The 18,152-nt window shown below is 72.8% G+C and carries 16 protein-coding genes; 8 read left to right on the forward strand and 8 right to left on the reverse strand.

What is annotated here, in order from left to right; all coding sequences use genetic code 11:
• Positions 1-126: 126 nt before the first annotated feature.
• A complete protein-coding gene (locus ACF08W_RS02815; protein WP_392278164.1) occupies positions 127-1,548 on the reverse strand; it encodes an NAD(P)/FAD-dependent oxidoreductase in 1,422 nt (473 codons plus the stop codon).
• A 71-nt stretch (positions 1,549-1,619) separates the two neighbouring features.
• The gene (locus ACF08W_RS02820) at positions 1,620-2,225 is read right to left on the reverse strand and encodes a TetR/AcrR family transcriptional regulator (RefSeq protein WP_392278165.1); all 606 of its coding nucleotides are present in this window, start codon (positions 2,223-2,225) and stop codon (positions 1,620-1,622) included.
• Positions 2,226-2,402: 177 nt separating this feature from the next.
• Here ACF08W_RS02820 and ACF08W_RS02825 point away from each other — a divergent pair, with 177 nt between their 5' ends.
• Both ACF08W_RS02825 and ACF08W_RS02830 read left to right on the forward strand, forming a co-directional pair.
• Positions 2,403-3,818, forward strand: coding sequence for a purine-cytosine permease family protein (locus ACF08W_RS02825; RefSeq protein WP_392278166.1), 1,416 nt, complete (start codon positions 2,403-2,405; stop codon positions 3,816-3,818).
• A 69-nt stretch (positions 3,819-3,887) separates the two neighbouring features.
• Positions 3,888-5,540 carry an amidohydrolase gene (locus tag ACF08W_RS02830; protein ID WP_392278167.1) on the forward strand — a complete coding sequence of 551 codons (1,653 nt, stop codon included), beginning with the start codon at positions 3,888-3,890 and terminating at the stop codon, positions 5,538-5,540.
• A 246-nt stretch (positions 5,541-5,786) separates the two neighbouring features.
• On the opposite strand, the gene ACF08W_RS02835 is transcribed toward ACF08W_RS02830, so the two are convergent.
• The 4 genes from ACF08W_RS02835 to ACF08W_RS02850 all read right to left on the reverse strand — a co-directional run bounded on the left by ACF08W_RS02835 (position 5,787) and on the right by ACF08W_RS02850 (position 9,891).
• Entirely contained in the window at positions 5,787-7,232 is a 1,446-nt protein-coding gene (locus ACF08W_RS02835) for a glyceraldehyde-3-phosphate dehydrogenase (RefSeq protein ID WP_385216321.1), read from the reverse strand.
• A 283-nt stretch (positions 7,233-7,515) separates the two neighbouring features.
• Positions 7,516-8,319 carry an N-acetyltransferase gene (locus ACF08W_RS02840; protein ID WP_352276639.1) on the reverse strand — a complete coding sequence of 268 codons (804 nt, stop codon included), beginning with the start codon at positions 8,317-8,319 and terminating at the stop codon, positions 7,516-7,518.
• 52 nt (positions 8,320-8,371) lie between these two features.
• A complete protein-coding gene (locus ACF08W_RS02845; protein WP_392278168.1) occupies positions 8,372-8,710 on the reverse strand; it encodes a GNAT family N-acetyltransferase in 339 nt (112 codons plus the stop codon).
• A 107-nt stretch (positions 8,711-8,817) separates the two neighbouring features.
• The gene (locus ACF08W_RS02850; protein ID WP_392278169.1) at positions 8,818-9,891 is read right to left on the reverse strand and encodes a DUF2776 family protein; all 1,074 of its coding nucleotides are present in this window, start codon (positions 9,889-9,891) and stop codon (positions 8,818-8,820) included.
• 309 nt (positions 9,892-10,200) lie between these two features.
• Between ACF08W_RS02850 and ACF08W_RS02855 the strand changes: the two genes are divergently transcribed.
• The gene (locus ACF08W_RS02855; protein WP_392278170.1) at positions 10,201-10,659 is read left to right on the forward strand and encodes an Hsp20/alpha crystallin family protein; all 459 of its coding nucleotides are present in this window, start codon (positions 10,201-10,203) and stop codon (positions 10,657-10,659) included.
• A 68-nt stretch (positions 10,660-10,727) separates the two neighbouring features.
• A complete protein-coding gene (locus ACF08W_RS02860) occupies positions 10,728-11,309 on the forward strand; it encodes a hypothetical protein (RefSeq protein WP_392278171.1) in 582 nt (193 codons plus the stop codon).
• A 25-nt stretch (positions 11,310-11,334) separates the two neighbouring features.
• Here ACF08W_RS02860 and ACF08W_RS02865 read toward each other — a convergent pair whose 3' ends face one another.
• Both ACF08W_RS02865 and ACF08W_RS02870 read right to left on the reverse strand, forming a co-directional pair.
• Entirely contained in the window at positions 11,335-11,940 is a 606-nt protein-coding gene (locus ACF08W_RS02865; RefSeq protein ID WP_392278172.1) for a CBS domain-containing protein, read from the reverse strand.
• A 121-nt stretch (positions 11,941-12,061) separates the two neighbouring features.
• Positions 12,062-14,416, reverse strand: coding sequence for an ATP-binding protein (locus ACF08W_RS02870; RefSeq protein WP_392278173.1), 2,355 nt, complete (start codon positions 14,414-14,416; stop codon positions 12,062-12,064).
• A gap of 215 nt (positions 14,417-14,631) precedes the next feature.
• Between ACF08W_RS02870 and ACF08W_RS02875 the strand changes: the two genes are divergently transcribed.
• The 4 genes from ACF08W_RS02875 to ACF08W_RS02890 all read left to right on the forward strand — a co-directional run bounded on the left by ACF08W_RS02875 (position 14,632) and on the right by ACF08W_RS02890 (position 17,947).
• Positions 14,632-15,465 carry a hypothetical protein gene (locus tag ACF08W_RS02875; RefSeq protein WP_392278174.1) on the forward strand — a complete coding sequence of 278 codons (834 nt, stop codon included), beginning with the start codon at positions 14,632-14,634 and terminating at the stop codon, positions 15,463-15,465.
• Positions 15,462-16,253 carry a hypothetical protein gene (locus tag ACF08W_RS02880; protein WP_392278175.1) on the forward strand — a complete coding sequence of 264 codons (792 nt, stop codon included), beginning with the start codon at positions 15,462-15,464 and terminating at the stop codon, positions 16,251-16,253. The genes ACF08W_RS02875 and ACF08W_RS02880 overlap by 4 nt, the downstream gene beginning before the upstream one ends.
• Positions 16,254-16,607: 354 nt before the next feature.
• Positions 16,608-17,201 (forward strand): ECF RNA polymerase sigma factor SigK, encoded by a 594-nt coding sequence (gene sigK / locus ACF08W_RS02885; protein ID WP_392278176.1) that lies wholly within the window; start codon positions 16,608-16,610, stop codon positions 17,199-17,201.
• A complete protein-coding gene (locus ACF08W_RS02890; RefSeq protein WP_385216355.1) occupies positions 17,198-17,947 on the forward strand; it encodes an anti-sigma factor in 750 nt (249 codons plus the stop codon). The genes sigK and ACF08W_RS02890 overlap by 4 nt, the downstream gene beginning before the upstream one ends.
• Positions 17,948-18,152 lie beyond the last annotated feature (205 nt).

Here is an 18,152-nt window from a genome sequence, read left to right on the forward strand (position 1 = left end):
ACCCAGTGATACACCACCCGTACGGGTGAGAACAGTGCAAAAATGGTGCGAAAGGTATTCGAGTTGTCGCCCGCCGTTCGCCGCCGGGCGGCGGCGAACGAGCGGCGGACGACGGGCGGTCCGAGGTCAGGCGGTGGGGGCCGGGCGGCGGGTGACCGCCTCCCATTCGGTGCGGGTCGGGCCGTCGAACGAGGGTGTGAAGCCGGGGTGTTGGTCGAGCCAGCGCGCCAGCCGGGCGCGTACCTCCTCGGTGCCGTACGCCTGATCGGCGGTCAGGACGAGATGGCGGACCTGGGCCCGCGCCCGCATGACCAGGGGGTCCTCCAGTGCGCAGGCGGCCAGGGCGGCGCGTTCGCGGGCGGCCGGGGTGGCGGGGCCGGACGGTGTGCGAGCCGGGTGCGCGAGCCGGTCCGCCTCGGCCCGGTCCGCCGCGACCTGGCGGTCGAACCACGGGCGCAGCTTCCGCCGGGTCCAGCGGTGGTATGCGGCGGTGAACGAGGCCGGGTCGCTCGCCCCGTCGGCGTGGTGGGCCACCCATTGCGCCGCCCACAGCGCCATGGACACGCCCTGTCCCATCGTGGGGTTGGTGTACGCGACCGAGTCCCCGACCCCCACCAGGCCGGTGACCACGGGGCCGTCGGCGTCGCTCAGTGAGGTCCAGCGGTTGTGCAGGCCGCCCATCGCCAGGACCCCGGAGAGCGGCTCGGGCGTCAGCGCCAGCCAGGCCGCGATGGCCGGGAACGTGAGGGCGGCCCGCTCGAACACCTCGGGGTCGCGCAGCGCGGTACGGGTCGGGTCGGCGGTGGAGACCGTCAGGGAGGCGGCGAGGACACCGTTGTCCGACGGGAAGACCCCGCCGACCGCGAAGGGGGTGACCGACCCGGCCCGGACGCGCCCGGGGTCGCGCGGGCCGTCCGGGCGCAGCCGGTACCAGCGGCAGAAGTACGCGATGCCCACGCGGTGGTTCTCCACGACCGCGTCCCGGCATGCCGCCCCGGCGAGCCACCCGGGCACCGGCGACCGCCGCCCGGCGGCGTCGAGCACCAGCTCGGCCGGATACTCCCGCACTCCGGACCGCACCCCCGTGACCTGCGGGACCTCGCCCCTCCGGTCGAGGAGCAGCCCCTCGGCCGCCTCCCCGAGCCGTACGTCGATGCCCGGCTCGCGGTCCACCGCGTCGTGCAGGGCGGCTTCCAGGACGATCCGCCGGGACCGCAGCGTCACCAGGTCGTCGTCGCCGGGGCGGGCGGGCGGACGCGTGTCGAACCAGTCGAGCTCGTTGTGCTCGCGGGCCCCTCGCCGCAGCGCCGCGCGGTAGACGTCCGGGGCTTCCGCGCGCAGCACGGTCCGTACCGGCGCCAGGAGGCCGTGCGGCTGGACCGCGTGCGGGACGCCGGGGCGGTTCCAGTGGAAGAAGTCCCGGTCGAGATCGTGTCCCGGCCGATGGCCGTCCCGTTCGAACAGCGTCACCCGATGGCCCCGGCGTCCCAGGAACAGCGCGGCGGCCAGGCCGCCCATGCCACCGCCGACAATCGCAACCCGTGTCAATGTGGTCCCCTCCACGCCGTGTTGCGGACTCACCCTATCCCCGGGGTGTGCGGCGTGAAGTCGCCCGGTTCTCAGGCCCGTTCGATCAGCCGTTCGGCTGCCGACCGTGCCATCCGGAGCGCCTTCTCCCGGTCCGCCCCCCACTGGCCGAGCACCACCCGGGTGCTCAACCCGTCGAGCAGGGCGAGGAGTTCGTCGGCGCGCGCCGACGGATCGAGGTCCGCGGCGAAGCGGCCCTGCCGTACGCCCTGGGCGAGGAGTGTTTCGAGGTCCTCCTGCCAGCCCCGGTCGATCTCGGCCTGGGCCTGTCGCAGCGGTTCGTTCGACGCGGTGCGTGCCCACAGTTCGATCCAGAGCGTCCAGCGCGGATCGCGCGGTCCGCGCGGGAGGTACAGCTCGAGGAAGAGGTCCAGCTTGCGCCCGGCGCCGGCCCGGCCGGTCAACAGTGTCCGGCGCTCCTCGGTGAGGGTGTTCTCGCTCCAGCTCAGCACCTCCAGGAGCAGCCGGTCCTTGCTCCCGAAGTAGTAGAGGATGTGGCCGCCGCTGGTGCCGAGCCGCTTGGCCAGCGCCGACATGGTGAGGGAGGCCAGGCCGTCCTCGGCGATGGCCGTCATCGCCTCCTCCAGCATCCGTTCCCGGGCCAGGTGCCCGTCGCGCCGTCGCGCCGTCACTGCCACGCCACCCTCCGTCACTGCTCTGCGGTGAATCCCGCTGCCGACCTTAGGCCATCGGTTTTCCCGGAGGTCTTGACGGGCACCCCGGATCACATCTTGAATGCCGTTCTAATTCCTAGAACGGCATTCAAAGTCTTGATCCGGTGCTCCCGGACCACGCACGGATGAGGGGCAGGTCGCATGGCGCAACAGGAGACAGCCGCGGGGGCACCGGGTGGGGGAGCCGTCGTCGACCAGGCGTTCCAGGTCGAGACGCACGGCATCGACCCGATCCCCGACGCGGACCGCCACGGCAGTGCGAAGGACCTGTTCTGGCTCTGGTTCGGCTCCAATCTGACCTTCACCTACGTCATCAACGGCGCCCTGGCCGTCGCCTTCGGGCTCTCCTTCTGGCAGGCGACGGGGGTCGTCGTCATCGGCGGTCTGGCGTTCTTCGCCATCAGCGCCGCCGGGCTGAGCGGGGTGCGCACCGGCACCGCCACCCTGGTCGTCTCCCGGGCCCCCTTCGGGGTCCGCGGCAACTGGCCGGCCGGGATGCTCAACTGGGTGGTCAGCATCGGTTACACCATCCTCAACACGGTCGTCGGCACGCTCGCCCTCGAAGCGTTCCTCACCGATCCGGGGTGGGCCTCCGGGAACACCGGCCGGGCCCTCGCCCTGCTGGTCACGCTGGCGCTCACCTTCGTCGTCGCGCTCTGGGGGCACGCCACCGTCCAGCTCGCCGAGCGCTGGATCGCGTACGTCCTCGCCGCCGGGTTCGCCGTGATGCTGGTGCTCCTGCTGCCGGGTGCCCACACCGGCGGGGCGGCGGGCCACCCGGGCGCCTCCGGGTGGAGCCTGGCCTTCGTCGTGATGCTGGCCGGGCCGTTCTCGTACGTGCCGATGCCGGCCGACTACACGCGCTACCTGCCGAGGACCACCTCGATGCGGTCGCTGACCTGGTACGGAGCGCTCGGCGGCTTCGTCTCCTCGGTCGCCCTGGGCGTGGCCGGGGTGGCCGCGGCGACCCGGACGGACATGACCGATGCCGTGGCGGGTGTGGAGAAGCTGCTGCCGGGGTGGTTCCAGTCGCTCTTCCTGGCCCTGGTGCTCGGCGGCTCGGTCACCAACTCGATCGTCACGCTCTACTCGTCGAGCCTGAACCTCCAGGTGCTCGGTGTGCCCTGGAGCCGCTCCCGGGCCATCGTCATCAGCGCCGCCGTGACCGCGGGCGGCTCACTCTGCGCGCTCTTCCTCACCGACTTCACCAGCTCGCTGCTGTCCTTCCTGTCCCTGCTCATCATCGTGTTCGCGCCCTGGGGCGGTGTGTTCCTCGCGGACATGCTGATGCGCCGCTGCCGCTACGACGCGGACGCCCTGCACACCGGCCGGGACGGCGCCTACTGGTACCGCTCCGGCTACCACCCCGCCGGAATGGCCGCGCTGCTCATCGGGATGGTTTTCGCCGCTCTGACCTGCGACTCCGAGCTGTGGACCGGGCCGCTGGTCGCCCCGCTCGGCGGCGCCGACCTGACCCTGCTCGGCTCCGTCGTCTCCGGGCTCGTCTACTGGGCGCTCGCCCGGCGGACCGTCGTACCCCACCACGGACCCGCCTGACCGGCGCGGAACACCGACCCGCGCTGCTCGCACCACGTGCACCACTCGCACCACAAGGAGTCACCTCAGATGTCCAGCCCCGCCACCCCCGCCCAGCTCGTCCTGCGCAACGCCCGCATCCACACCGTCGACCCCGAGCTTCCCGAGGCGCAGGCCATGGCGGTGGTCGACGGCCGTATCGCCTGGCTCGGCCCCGACGACGAGGCGTCGGCGTGGACCGGCCCGGACACCCGGCTGATCGACGCCGACGGAAAGCTCGTGCTCCCCGGCTTCATCGACGCCCACAACCATGTCCGGCTCGGCTCCGACGACGCCTGCGTCCAACTCTCCGGGGCCGGCACCCTCGACGAGGTGCACGACCGCATCCGTGCCTGGCACACGGCCCACCCCGACGCGGAGTGGATCGAGGCCGAGGCCTTCGACTACTCGGCCGTCCCGGACGGCCGGATGCCCACCGCCGCCGACCTCGACCCGGCCACCGGCGACGTACCGGCCTTCGTGCTCAGCTACGACGTGCACACCGCCTGGGTGAACACGGCGGGTCTGCGCCGCCTCGGCATCGACCGGGACCACACCGACCTGCCCTTCGGCCGGGCCGCCACCGACCCGGCCACCGGTGAACCCACCGGCTTCATCAAGGACTTCGCGGTCAGGGGCCTCTCCCGCGACGGCCACCGGGCGCTGCGGGAACTGGGCCTGCCGTGGGCCTCCCCGGACCGGCAGTACGGACGGCTCGCCAGGTCCCTCGACGACGCCATCGGCTTCGGGATCACCACGGTCGTCGAGCCGCAGAACTCGCTGGACGACCTCCCCCTCTTCGAGCGCGCCCGCGCCGAGGGGCGGCTCAGGTCCCGTGTCGTCGCCGCGCTCTTCCACCCGCGCGGCACCACCGACGCCGACCTCGACGACTTCGCGGCCGCCGCCGGACACTACGCCGACGACCGGATCCGGGTCGCCCCGCTCAAGCTCTACATCGACGACGTGGTGGAGCCGCGGACCGCGGCCCTGCTGGAGCCGTACGCGGGCTGCCGCCACCACCGGGGCGACACCTTCTACCCGCCCGAGGAGTTCGCCGGGCTGCTGGCCAAGCTGGACGCCCGCGGCTTCCAGTGCTTCGTCCACGCCACGGGGGACCGGGGCATCCGCACCGTGCTGGACGCCGTGGCGCACGCCCGCGCGGTGAACGGGGAGCGGGACGCCCGCCACCAGATCGTCCACGTCGAATGCCTCGACCCCGAGGACACCCCCCGCTTCGCCGAGCTGGGCGTGGTCGCCTGCATGCAGCCCCGCCACAGCGCGCCGGAGGTCGCGGGCCCGGGCAAGGACTGGGCGGAGAACGTCGGCGCCGAGCGCTGGCACAAGGCATGGCCGATGCGCAGTCTGCACCGCGCCGGTGCGGTGCTCGCCCTCTCCAGCGACTGGAACGTCGCCGAGATGGACCCGATGATCGGTATCCACACCGCCGTCACCCGGCGCCCGCTCCACGGGGGCGAGCCCTGGATGCCGCAGGAGACGATCAGCGTGGAGACCGCCGTGCACGGCTACACCATGGGTTCGGCGTACGCCAACTTCCTGGAGACGGAGCGCGGTTCGCTGACGGTCGGCAAGGCCGCCGACTTCGTGGTGCTCTCCCGCGACATCCTCCGGGTCGCCCCCGAGGAGATCCCCGGCACGGTCGCGGAGACCGTCGTGGTCGGCGGGGTCGTCGAGCACTCCGTGTGACCGGCCCGGTGGCGTCCCGCGCGTGATCACAGCGGGCCCGGGACGTCACCGCGGAGGCGGGCGTGCAGATGCCGGTCGTGCCTTCCGTCCGCCGGCCCGCGGCGACGACCGGGGGAGGGGCGATTCGGTGGTCACCCGGGCATCGCGCCACAGCGCTCACGGGGGTGGCCGTCGGGAGACGTGCGAAGGGCGCCCCGGGCGAGCAACCGCTCGCCCGGGGCGCCCTCCTCGGCACGGGGCCCGGGATCAGACCGCCGGGGCGGGGAACGTCGGGTACTCCACGCCGGAGACGTGCTGGACGACGCGGATCACCTGGCACGAGTAGCCGAACTCGTTGTCGTACCAGAGGTAGAGGATCGCGTTGTCGCCGTCGACCTTGGTGGCACCGGCGTCGACGATCGAGGCGTGACGCGAGCCGATGAAGTCGCTCGACACGGCGTCGGGAGCGGTGACGAAGTCGATCTGACGCTTCAGCGGCGAGGTCAGCGACACGTTGCGGAGGTAGTCGAGGACCTCCTCGCGGCTCGCCTCGCGGCCGAGCCGCAGGCTGAGGATCGCGATCGAGACGTCCGGCACCGGGACCCGGATCGAGCTGCCGGTGATCGGCGCCTTCAGCTCGGGCAGCGCCTTGGCGACCGCGGAGGCGGCACCGGTCTCGGTGATGACCATGTTCAGCGGCGCGGAACGGCCGCGGCGGTCGGCCTTGTGGTAGTTGTCCAGCAGGTTCTGGTCGTTGGTGAACGAGTGGACGGTCTCCACGTGGCCGCGGAGCACGCCGTACTCGTCGGCCATCGCCTTCAGCGGCGGCACGATCGCGTTGGTGGTGCAGGAGGCGCAGGACAGGATCCGCTCGTCCGGCTTGATCGTGTCGTGGTTGACGCCGTGCACGATGTTGGGCACGTCGCCCTTGCCCGGGGCGGTCAGGACGACCTTGTCGATACCGGGGCGCAGGTGGTGGGAGAGCCCCTCGCGGTCGCGCCACTTGCCGGTGTTGTCGATGAGGATGGCGTTCTTGATGCCGTACGTCGTGTAGTCGATCTCGGAGGGGTCGTTGGCGTAGATCACCTTGATCTCGTTGCCGTTGGCGACGATGGTGTTCTTCGTCTCGTCGACGGTGATCGTGCCCTGGAACTGGCCGTGGATCGAGTCGCGGCGCAGCAGCGAGGCACGCTTCACGATGTCCTGGTCGCCGCCGCCCCGGACGACGATGGCGCGCAGCCGCAGTCCGTTGCCGGAGCCGGCCTTCTCGATGAGCAGCCGGGCGACGAGGCGGCCGATGCGGCCGAAACCGTACAGGACGACGTCGCGTCCCTCGCCGCGCTCCAGCTTGTTGGCGCCCGTTGCCCCGGCGACGGCCTCGGCGGTGAACTCCTCCACCGACAGGCCGCGCTCGTCGGCGGCGTAGGTCGCGGCGAGCATCCCGATGTCGATCTGGGAGGGACCGAGGTCGAGCGTGGTGAGGGCCTGGAGGAACGGCAGCGTGTCGGTGACCGACAGCTCCTCGCCGGCGATCTGGCGGGCGAACCGGTGGGTCTTCAGGATGCTGACCACCGACTTGTTGACCAAGGACCGGCTGTGGAGCAGAACCGTTACGTCCCGCTCGCGGTGCAGTTTCCCGATGACCGGGATCATCGACTCCGCGATCTCCTCGCGGTTCTTCCAGCTGGTGAACGAGTCGTCATTGACAGTCACAGGTTTATCTTTCGAGCTAGGCGGCGCTCATATGGTAACCCGATGGTCCTGCGGGCATCCAAGGGGGCCGTGCGGGGATGGCCGAGATATGCCGTATGCCCCGAGGGGCCCGTTTCCTCGGACAGTTCGGGCCCGCCCCACGCGACCTGCGGCGCTCTTCGGACGGAACGCCCGGACCCACCTCCGGCAGGGCGGCCGGATCCGTCCTCGGACGGGACGGCGCCGACGGACGCCCCGGCCGCGATGGCGGCCGGGGCGCCGGAGGCGGGGGTGTGCGGGGGTCTCAGTCGGTACGCGGCCCGGTGGCGTGCCGGATCCACACGTTGGGCTCGACGTAGACGGCGTGGTCGCGCGCGGTGTCGCAGTGGACCGGTGCCAGTGCGCCGGGTACGTCGACGGCACCGTCCCGGTCGAACGGCAGCCCGGTCCACCGCCGCCACTCGGCCAGTGAACCGGCCACCGTCATCGAGGCGGGCGCGACCTTCTCGACGGTGCCGCCCGCCTTGACGTGCACCCGTACCCACGGGTCGGCCGGCAGCCCGTCGTCCCGGCGCCGACGGAGGTAATCGGCCATGGGGAGGCGCGGCTCCAGGTGCTTGGCCGTGGGGCGGACCGGTGCCAGCAGGGCGTCGTGGCCCTGCCGGCCGACCGCCTCCCGCAGCGCTGCCAGCAGCCGGTAGGACAGTCCCCGGCCGAGGTGGCCGACGTCCAGGGTGATCTCCAGCGCGCTGGCCGCCGTCGGTGTGCGCCCGGCCTGCCGGTCCTGGAACGCCCAGACCAGCACCCGGTCCCAGCCCTGGTCGGGCATCTCCTCACGGCCGTCGAGCCCGGCGGCGAACGGCACGGCGAACCCGCGCGCCACGATCCGGTCCCCGTCCGTGGCGACGACGCAGTACTCCGGGAACTCCACGGGCACCCTGCTCAGCAGGGCGTTCGCCACCGGCTCGTGGTGGGTGAACACCGGCCAGGAGTCGTCGATCTCGTAGAGCCGCGAGGCCAGTGCGGGGCGCTCGGCCAGCCGGGTGATCCGGATGCCCTCGTCCGTCGTGGCTGTCGCGGTCCCGGGCGCTGTCTCTTTCTCTGTCATGACGCAGGACCCTGCCATGGGCCGTGCCCCGCGCCAAGGGAAATACCCCAGGTCAGGCGCGGTCGCCCTGGAGCCACTGGAGGATCTCCGGAGTCACCGGATCGGTGATGTCGGCGAACCCGTCGTGCTTCTGGAGGTACTTGGCCACGTACGGGCAGACGGGGACGATGCGCATGCCGCTGTTCCGTACGTCCTGGAGAGCCGCCGTCACGAGCACCGATGCCAGGCCGCGGCCGGCGAAGGCGTCGTCGATCTCGGTGTGGTAGAAGACGCGCTGCTTGTCCCGGTCGCGGTAGACGGTGAAGCCCGCGGGCTCCCCGTCGACCTGGATGGTGTACCGGTGCCGTGCGTCGACGCGCTCGACGACGGGGGCGGGGGTGTCCTGGGTCATGGTGGTCCGTTCCTGGGACGCGGGGGTGGGGATGAGAAGCTGATCATCAGGGTAGCCCCCGAGCCTCGCCCGGGTGTTCGGATGCGTGCGCGTGGCCGGTGCACGGGTCAGGTGGGTGCGTCGTCCCCGCCTCCTGTGCCGCTCTCCAGGATGGAGACGATGGAGAACAGCGAGAAGCAGATGGCGCCCAGGCCGACGAGGACACGGGCCGCGACGACCACGGCGGGATCGGCCGACTCGAAGAGGAACGAGGAGAGGAACAGGCAGAGCAGCGCGGTGCCGACCGGAATCAACGGGACCCGGTTCGCCAGCGGGGCCTCGCGCCGCCAGACGAGCGCGAGCAGCAGCACCTTGCTGAGGATGCTCCAGCAGATCAGCCCCAGCCCGATCAGGACGAAGGGGGCGGCCAGCTGGGAGGGCCGGGTGTGCACGGCGAGGACGATCAGTGCCCAGACGATACCGATGGCACCCAGGGCGGCGGCCGCGGCGGGCCACAGCACGCGTTCCCGACGGGTGTAGGTGTTCTGGATCTGCCGCAGGATGCTGGCCACGAGGCCGATGAGACACGTGCAGACGAGCGCCAGCCCGGCCATGACGTGCCCGGCGGTGAACCGCCCCGCCGCCTGGCCGCCGCCCCCGCCGGCCAGCAGGGTGAGGGCCCAGGCCCAGGTGACCAGGGACGCGAGGACCGGAAGCGCGGACAGGGCCAGGACGGCGGCCCGGCCGAACGGCGCCGGCGAACGCGGTGCGGAGCCCTCCGGCAGCGCCGAGTTCTCGGTGATCAGCACGAAGCGGGTGGAGGCCGTGGCCACGCACGACACGCACACGCAGATCATGCCGACCCCGAAGATCACGTGTCCGGCGACGAAGTCGGGAGGCGGCCGCGGCCTCTCGGTGAGCAGCGAGAGCCCGTATCCCACGGTGACCCCGCTGACCGCGAACCCGAAGACCGGGTAGAGGAACCGGTCCAGCGTGGTGTACCGGCCGATGAGCTGCCTGATGATGGTCGCCGCGGTCGCGAACAGGCACAGGCAGATGGCCGCCAGAAAGATGAGGACCGGACCCGCGACGTGGGCGGCCGGTCCGGACGCGTGGGCGAGCACGTATCCGCCGAGCGCGGCCGACACCGCGCCCATCAGCAGAGGAATGGCTCGGAACAGGACACTGACCTTGTAGTTCATCAGGCCTCCCGGCGATGGGCATCCCCATCATCCTCATGCGCGCCGTGCCGCGCTGCCACCGGGCACGGCGTGAGGAGCGCTTCCCCCGGCGGACGCCGATGGGTTCCGGCATCAGGGGGCCGGCGTACGGGGCACGACCGGCCCGCGTCTGCCTGGCCGCACCGACCGGACACCCGGGCGGCGCCCCCTTTCGACGCTGCGCACCGCACCGCGTCGGAGGCAGGCTTGAAGGAGCGGGGCCGGAGGGGCTCCGTGAACCGGCCCGTCCGTGGGCGAAGGCCCCGGGGCCCGTACACGAGGAGCAGGACGATGACCGGTGCGAAGGTGGAACGCAGGCACAGGGTCTTCCCCGACTTCAACGACTGGTTCAGCAGGGAGTTCCCCGGGCTGCCCGGCTGGCGCCCCGACGCGGCGGCCCACTCGATTCCGGTGGAGGTCACCCGGGGCGACGGCGCGTACGTCCTGAGGGCCGAGCTTCCCGGAATGGACCCGGAGAAGGACATCACGATCACGGTCGACGACGACCTGGTCACGGTGAGCGCCGAGCACGGCGAGAGCACCCGGGACACGGAGCATTCGGAGTTCCGCTACGGATCGTTCCGCCGGACCGTGCGTCTTCCGGACCGGGTGCCCGCCGAGGGCGTCGAAGCCTCCTACGCGGACGGCATCCTCACCGTCCGCGTCCCGATGCCCGACCAGCGGGTCCGGGAAGCGCGGACCATTCCGGTGAGGCGGGCCGGGACCACGGGCGGGGGCGACCGGCCGTGAGCCGGAGGCACGGCCCGGACGGGAACGGCCGGACCGGACGTGCGTGAGGACCCGCCGGGAGGTGTGTGATGAGCGTCCGCGAGCGGCCGGTCCGCCGGTCCGGCTCCTGGGGCGGATACGTCCACGGGCGTGTTGCCGTGGTGTTGGTCCTGGTCGTGGCGTTGGTCTGCGGTGCGGTCACGGCGGGGCTTCTGTGGGCTGCCGGGGTACGGGCCGAGCGGGCGTACACCGGGCGGCTGCACCGGGTGACGGCGACGACCACCGGGCCGGCCGAGCCCTCGGTGCCCCTGGCCGGGCAGGAGGGGTGGCCGCATTCCGTCGCCTCGGCGGTCTGGGTCTATCCCGAGGGGGTCCGGCGTTCCGGGACTGTCGAGGTCCCGCCCCGGACGCCCGAGGGGCGCGCGGTTGCGGTGTGGGTGGACGCGGCGGGTGCCCCGGCCCGGCCGCCTGACGACGGGACGGAACGGGTGCTGACCTCGTTCTGCGGCGGTACCGCGGCGGCGGGGACCGCCGGAGCGGCCGCGGCCGGCGTCCTCCTCGTGATGCGGCGACGCTCCGAGGCCCGTACCTTCGCGGCGCTCGACCGGGAGTGGGCCCGGGTGGAACCCGTGTGGTCCGGGCGGCCCCGGAGCGGGACCGACAACGACTGAACCGGGTCGGTCCCGGGCACGGACGTCACGTACCGGCGTCGGTGCCGTCCTTGTGGTGGAGCCGGTCGACTACCCCCACCACCCCGTCGGCGCTGTTGCAGAGCCTGAGGAGGACCGGGACGAGCCCGGGGCGGCGCACGGTTCCGCTGAGGGTGACCAGGCCGTCCTCGACGTCCACGGAGAGATCCGAGGGGCTCAGGCCGAGCGTACGGGTGATCACGTCCTCGATGATCTCCTCCTGGATCGCCCGGTCCCTGCGGAGGAAAAGCTGGATGAGATCGCTCCGGCTCAGCACGCCCACGAGCCGCCCGGAGTCGTCGGTCACGGGCAGCCGCTTCACCCGCTCCCGGTCCATCACACGAGCGGCCCGCACCACGCTCCATCCGGGCCGGGCGACCACCGCGGGGCTCGACATGAGAGCCCCGGCGGTCTCCCGTCCGGAGCCGACGGCGCGCCGACGCACGAGATCGGCCTCGGAGACGACCCCCAGCGGGCGGTTCGCCCCGTCCACCACGCAGACCGCGGTGATGTCGAACTCGTCCAGGAGACGGGCGATCTCCTTGAAGCCTGTCTCCGGTACGACGCTGACGACTGCCGGCGTCATCAGCTCGGCGACGCTTCGGTGCCTCATGGCGGGTTCCCTCCCGTGCTCGGTGCCGTGCTGCCACCTCTCAGGATCGCCGGTACCCGCCCCGTCCGGCGAGGGCCGTCCGGCCCCGCCCCCGGACCCGCCCCGGGCGGCGGATCGTGCGCTACCGCCCGCCGCCGGAACCCACGGGCCGGGGCCGCCCGCCGTCGGCGCGCGGCCCGGTCACTCCCTGCTGCTCGTACGTCCACACCGCCAGCTGCGTACGGGACGTGAACCCCAGCTTGCCGAGGATGCGCTCGACATGGTTCTCTGCGGTGCGCTGCGCGATCGTCAGCCGCACCGCGATCTCCTTGTTCGTGAGCCCCGCGGCGACCAGCTCCGCGACCTGGCTCTCCCGCCGTGTCAGCCCCGGCGCCCCGGCCGGACCGTCCAGTGCGTACGCCATCGCCTCGTCCACCGTGGCCCGCGCCCCACGTCGGAACTCCCGCTCGAAAACCGCCCCGGACAACGCCTCCCGCACCCCCGCGTCGAAGCGCAGATGCTGCCCGCGCATGAACGGCGCCGCACCGAGCCGCCCGCCCAGCGACCCCCACAACTGATGCAGCACACCCAGCAGCCGGGCCGCGGACCGTGGCGCGTCCCGCATGCTCCACGCGATCACCTCCACGCACATGGCCACGTCCCACCAGTCCTCGAAGGGCCGCAGCAGGCCGATGGCCGCCCGGGCGTGTCCGATCGCCTCCCCGGGCGCACCCGCGCGCCGCGCCAGCAGGGCACGGGCGAGCAGTGCCATCCCGCGCAGCCACGACTCGCCCCGCTCCCGCGCGGCGTCCTCGACCTCGCCGCACGCCTCGGCGGCCGTCGCGACGTCACCCCCGTAGGCGTGCGCGATGGCGAACTTGACCCGGCACTCGAGCGCCGCGTCGAGACATCCCCGCGCACGGAACTCGGTGTACGCCCGGACGAACAGCCCGGCGGCGCCCGCGAAGTCCTCGCGCCAGACGGCGAGGATCCCGTGGTGGTGCCGGACCCATGCCGCCTCCCGCCGGTGACCGCCGAGCCGTGCCGCCTCCTCGCACGCGGCGAGCGCGCCGGCCACCTCGTCGTCCGGGGCGCCCTGCAGAATGCCCAGGTAGGTGTCGGTGACCAGGGCCCGGACCCGGGCCTCCTCCGTGTCCGGGCCGCCCCGGGCCCGGTCGGCGGCGAGCAGCAGCGACAGCCAGCGGCGCCCCTCGGACAGCAGCCCCGCCGTGAGCCAGTAGTGCCGGGGCGACACGGCCAGCGCCAGACCGGCCCGCGCCCGGCCGGGCCGTTCCAGACAGAACTCCAGGGCCGCGCGCAGGTTCGGATGGTCCGTCCGCAGCCGCGTGAACCAGTCGACCTGCCGGGGCCCGAACCACTCCTGCCCGGCCCGCGCGGTCAGCTCCGTGTAGTGGTCCAGGTGCCGGGCGCGGAGCGCGTCGAGCGAGCCCGACGCGACCAGCCGCTCATGTCCGTACTCCCGGACCGTCTCCAGCATGTGGTAGGTCGAACGCCCATTGTTCCTGCGGCAGTTGACGATCGACTTCGCCACCAGCGCGTCGAGGGCGTCGAGCAGGGAGGCGGCCGGCAGCCGGTCGTCCGCGCAGACCCGCGCCAGCCCTTCGAGGTCGAAGCCGCCCCGGAACACCGAGGCCCGCGCCCACAGCAGCCGCTCGTGCTCCGTGCACAGCTCGTGGCTCCAGTCGATCAGCGCGCGCAGGGTGCGCTGCCGGTCGACGGCGACGCGGCTGCCGCCGGTCAGCAGCGTGAACCGGTCCGTGAGCCGCTCCAGGATCTCCTGCGGTGTCAGGCTCCGGACACGCGCCGCGGCCAGCTCGATCGCGAAGGGGAGCCCGTCCAGACGGCGGACCAGCTCCGCGACGGCGTCGGCGTCGGCCTCCGTCACCGTGAAGCCGGGCAGCACGGCGGCGGCCCGCTCGGCGAACAGCGCGACCGCCGGACTGCCGCTCGGAGTACGCGCCCGGCGACCCGCCCCCGCGACGTCACCGGCCTCCGGCACGGGCAGCGGCTCCACCGGGAACACCTGCTCGCCCGCGATCCCGAGCGGCTGCCGGCTCGTCGCCAGCACGCGCAGTCCGGGGGCGGCCCGCAGCAGTGTGTCGACGAGCCGGGCGCAGGCGTCGACCAGATGCTCGCAGTTGTCCAGGACGAGCAGGACGCGCCGTTCGCCCAGCCGGTCCACCAGCGCGGCCGTCGTCCCGGCCCCCGGACGCACCGGACGGCCGGCGTCGAGGGCGCCCAGGACACTCGTCGCCAGCAGCTCGGCATCGCGCAGATCGGCCAGCTCGGCGACGTGCACCCCGTCGGGGAACGAACCCGTCACATCCGAGGCCACCCGCAGCGCCACCCGCGTCTTGCCCACACCGCCGACCCCGGTGAGCGTCACCAGACGGGCACCGGAGAGCAGCTGCGCGACCCGCGAGCACTCCGCCCGCCGCCCGATCAGCGACGTCAACTCGCCTGCCCCCGCCCTCATGGGCGGCCATCATACGGACGTGCGACGACCGGGACCGGCCGATCAGCGGGCAGAGTTGAGTAGTTCTCCCGTATCCCCGCACGCGCACCGGTCCGACACTCGACGACGTGGAATCGGACGATCATGCGAGGTGTGCGTTGACGGCGGACGCGGCAACGGGGAACGGCGAACGGGCAGGGCGCCTGGGGGAGCGCGTGTGGACCTACCAGGGAGCGGTGTCCAGACGGGTCCTGAGCGTGTTCGTCGTACTCGTCATCGTGTTCATCGTGATGTGCGTCGTCGCCCGCGACCACGCCGTCGAGGGCTCCTTCCTCGTCGCCATGTGGGCGGTCCCCACGGTGGCCGCCGGGTGCGCCGCGCTCTGCGTCCGGCACACCAGGATCCGGCTCCGCGAGTACGAGCACGGCTTCGAGTTCCGCCGCCCCGGACGCCGGACGCTGCGCCGCACCTGGGACGAGATCGCCTCCGTCGAGTCGACCAAAGTGTCCGTCCGCATCAACTTCAGCCACTCCCACGACGTGGTCAAGACCGTCCTGCGCCCGTACGAGGGCGGCCCGATCCGGCTCAAGGACCTGGACTACATCAAGGTCCGCCAGGAATCCGGCTTCTGGCGCCTGGCCACCCGGGGCCCGGTCGACAACGCCCGGCCGTTCACCACGCGCGCCACGAGGGAAGTGGCCGAAGCCGTCGCGGCACGGCACCTCGAAGAGTTGGGCGAGGGCGGCGAGTTCCGCTGGGGCGCCCTGACGTTCACCCGTGACGGCCTGACCCTCGATCCCTTCCCGGGCCTGCTGGAGTGGTCCCGCATCGCCTACGTGTCCGGAGGTCCGAACACCGGCGTCCTCCTCGACGTACGGGGCCTGGCCGGGCACGTCGGCAGCCGGGCCCTGAAGCCGCGCGCCACCAGGGCCGGCTACAGCACCGAAGGCGACCGCCTGGAGGTCTTCAGGCCCGTCCGCCGTCCCGGGTCGGACTACGCGGCCCTGGAGCGCGTCCTCGCCAACGGCGCCGCCCTGACCGACCTGCGGCACCAGGACCCCGAGCGGTGACCGGCCCGGGACGGAACACTCCTGGCGATCTGGGCCCGGTGATCGGCCGCCATCCCGTCGACCACCGGAAGCGATGGGTGAACGCGGGCTGGGCCCTGCTCGTGGCCGTTGTGTCCGGCCTGCTCGGCGCAGGGACCCTGCCCGCGACCGACGAGGGCACACCCGGCGGCAACAAGGCGGTCGGCCTCGTCCTCGGGCTCTGCCTGGGCGCGGTGATCGTCGCGGTGACCCAGATCGTCCGGGCGCTGCGTTGCAAGCCGGGCGAGTACTTCGAGACACACGAGGAGGGCCTGATCCATGGATCCCGGCGAGGTACCACGGGCTGGTCCTGGAACCGCGTCACCTCGCTCCATGTCGACGGCGACGCGGTGAACGGCCTCGCGACCCGGCTCGGCAACGGCTACCGCATAGAGATCGGCCTCGACGACGGCACCCGGCTGCGCACCGACGGACTCGCCGAACGCGCCGGCGACCTGGGACGGGTCCTGCTGGCCCGGTGCCCGCACGTCGCTCTGAAACCGCGGATCCCCTGGTACGGCCGGGCGGGCGCCTGGCCGCTGGCGGCGGCCGCGGTGTGCGCGGCGGCGATCCCCGCGACGATCCTCTACATCCTGGACCACCCGGACGAGGAACACCGGATCACCACGGGCGCGGGCATGACCATGGTGCGGACCGAACCGGGCATCGGCGAAGCGGGTTACGCGTTCCTGTCCATCGGCATGCTTATGTGCGCGATCACCGCGATCTCCCTCGTCGTCGCCTACGTGCGCGGCAGGGCCTACCGCTGAGCCGCCCGGTCCGCGGCGCGGCGGCCGCCAGGCGGAACCACGAGGGGAGCGGCGGGGGCCCCGGCCGGACGGTGCCGGCCGCGCCGACGGCCCGAGCGAGCCGGAGCAGGTGCGTCGATGTCGGTTCGTCGGGAGCGGCGGCCGGTGCGGGTGGCGAAGAAGTACCCCATCCGCGTGCCCGTCGGCTACGAAGAACGAGCGACACAGCACATGTTCCCCGAGGCCGGACCATCCCCGGGCCGGTCCGGCTCCGCTCAGCGACAACCCGAGGACCGGCATGCGATGGACGCCCCGCCCCCAGACGGCCGCACCAGGCCGCCTATTCACCTTCTCCCCACAGCCGGAGCCCCAGAGGTGAACCAACCCGTCCCCTTCAGCGCCCGCCGCGCCTGCGACCCTGCCCGACGCGACCTCGACGACGTCATGCAGAAGGTCGCCCACGGCGACAAACAGGCGTTCTCCGCGCTCTACGACGCCCTGGCACCCATGGTGTTCGGGATCGTGGTCAAAGTCGTACGCGACCGGGCACAGTCCGAGGAGGTCGCGCAGGAGGTCATGATCGACCTGTGGAGGCAGGCCGCCCGCTACCGCCCCGACGCCGGCTCCGTGACGACCTGGGCCGCCACCATCGCCCACCGGCGCGCGGTGGACCGGGTCCGCTCCGCCCAGGCCGCCACCGACCGCGAGCAGGCCCAGGCCGCCCGCGAGCACACCACCGCCTTCGACGAGGTCGCCGAGCAGGTCGAGACCCGCCTGGAATCGGAGCAGGTACGCCGCTGCCTCCAGGGGTTGACCGAGCTGCAGCACCAGGCGGTGACCCTGGCCTATTACCGGGGGCTGACCTACCGTGAAGTCGCCGAAGCCCTGCGCGCTCCTCTTCCCACCATCAAGACACGCATGCGCGACGGGCTCATCCGGCTCCGCGACTGCATGGGGGTGACCACATGAAACACCACGCCACCGACGCCCACACCCTCGCCGCCGCCTACGCCCTCGGAGCCCTCGACGACGGCGAGCGGCAAGCCTTCGACGCCCATCTTCACGCCTGCGAGGCGTGCAGGCAGGAAGCGGCCGAGTTCGAAGCCACCGCAGCCCGGTTGGCCGCGGCCGTCTCCCAGCCGCCGCCCGCGGCGGCCAAGGCGCAGGTCATGGAAGCCATCGACGGGGTCCGTCAACTGCCCCCGCGGGTGCCCGCCCCCGCGGCCGTGCCCGCGCTCGGCGACATGCTGCGCCGCCGGGCCGTGCCCCTGGCCCTGGCCGCCAGTGTCGCCGCCGCCGCACTCGGTGGCGTCGCCGTGTGGCAGGCGCAGAACGGACAGGGGCTCAAGCAGCAGGCCCGACGGGCCCAGCAGCAACTCGACACCGTCAGCGCCGTCCTGGCCGCCCCCGACGCCCGCACCCTCCACGGAAAGGCGGCCAACGGAGCCCTGACCACCGTGGTCTCCTCCGGACGGCAGAACAAGGCCGTCTTCACCGCCGCCGGCCTCCCCGCACCCGGAGCGGGCAGGACCTATCAGCTGTGGCTCGACCACGACGGCACCATGCGCCCCGCCGGACTCATCGACCACGACGGCACCGTCGTCCTCGACGGTGACCCCGCGGACGCCGGCGCCGTGGGCCTCACCCTCGAACCCGCCGGAGGCTCCCCCCGGCCCACCACCGATCCTCTGCTCCTGATGGCCTTCCCCACCTGATCGGGGCAGACCACCGCGATCATCGGCGGTGCGCCGCCACCGACGCACCGGATCGAGACCCCGGGGACCTCGTCGGTGGGTTCCGCCCGCCCGCCGCCACCCCGACCGCACAGCTCATCGGGCTTTCCGCCTGAACACACGCACGATTCCCGCGACACGACGTCACACCGCCGTGGATCTCCCCCAATCCGCCCGCCCGGCCGCT

Origin of the sequence: Streptomyces sp. NPDC015144, from assembly GCF_043079735.1 — a bacterium.
Classification (GTDB): Bacteria; Actinomycetota; Actinomycetes; order Streptomycetales; family Streptomycetaceae; genus Streptomyces.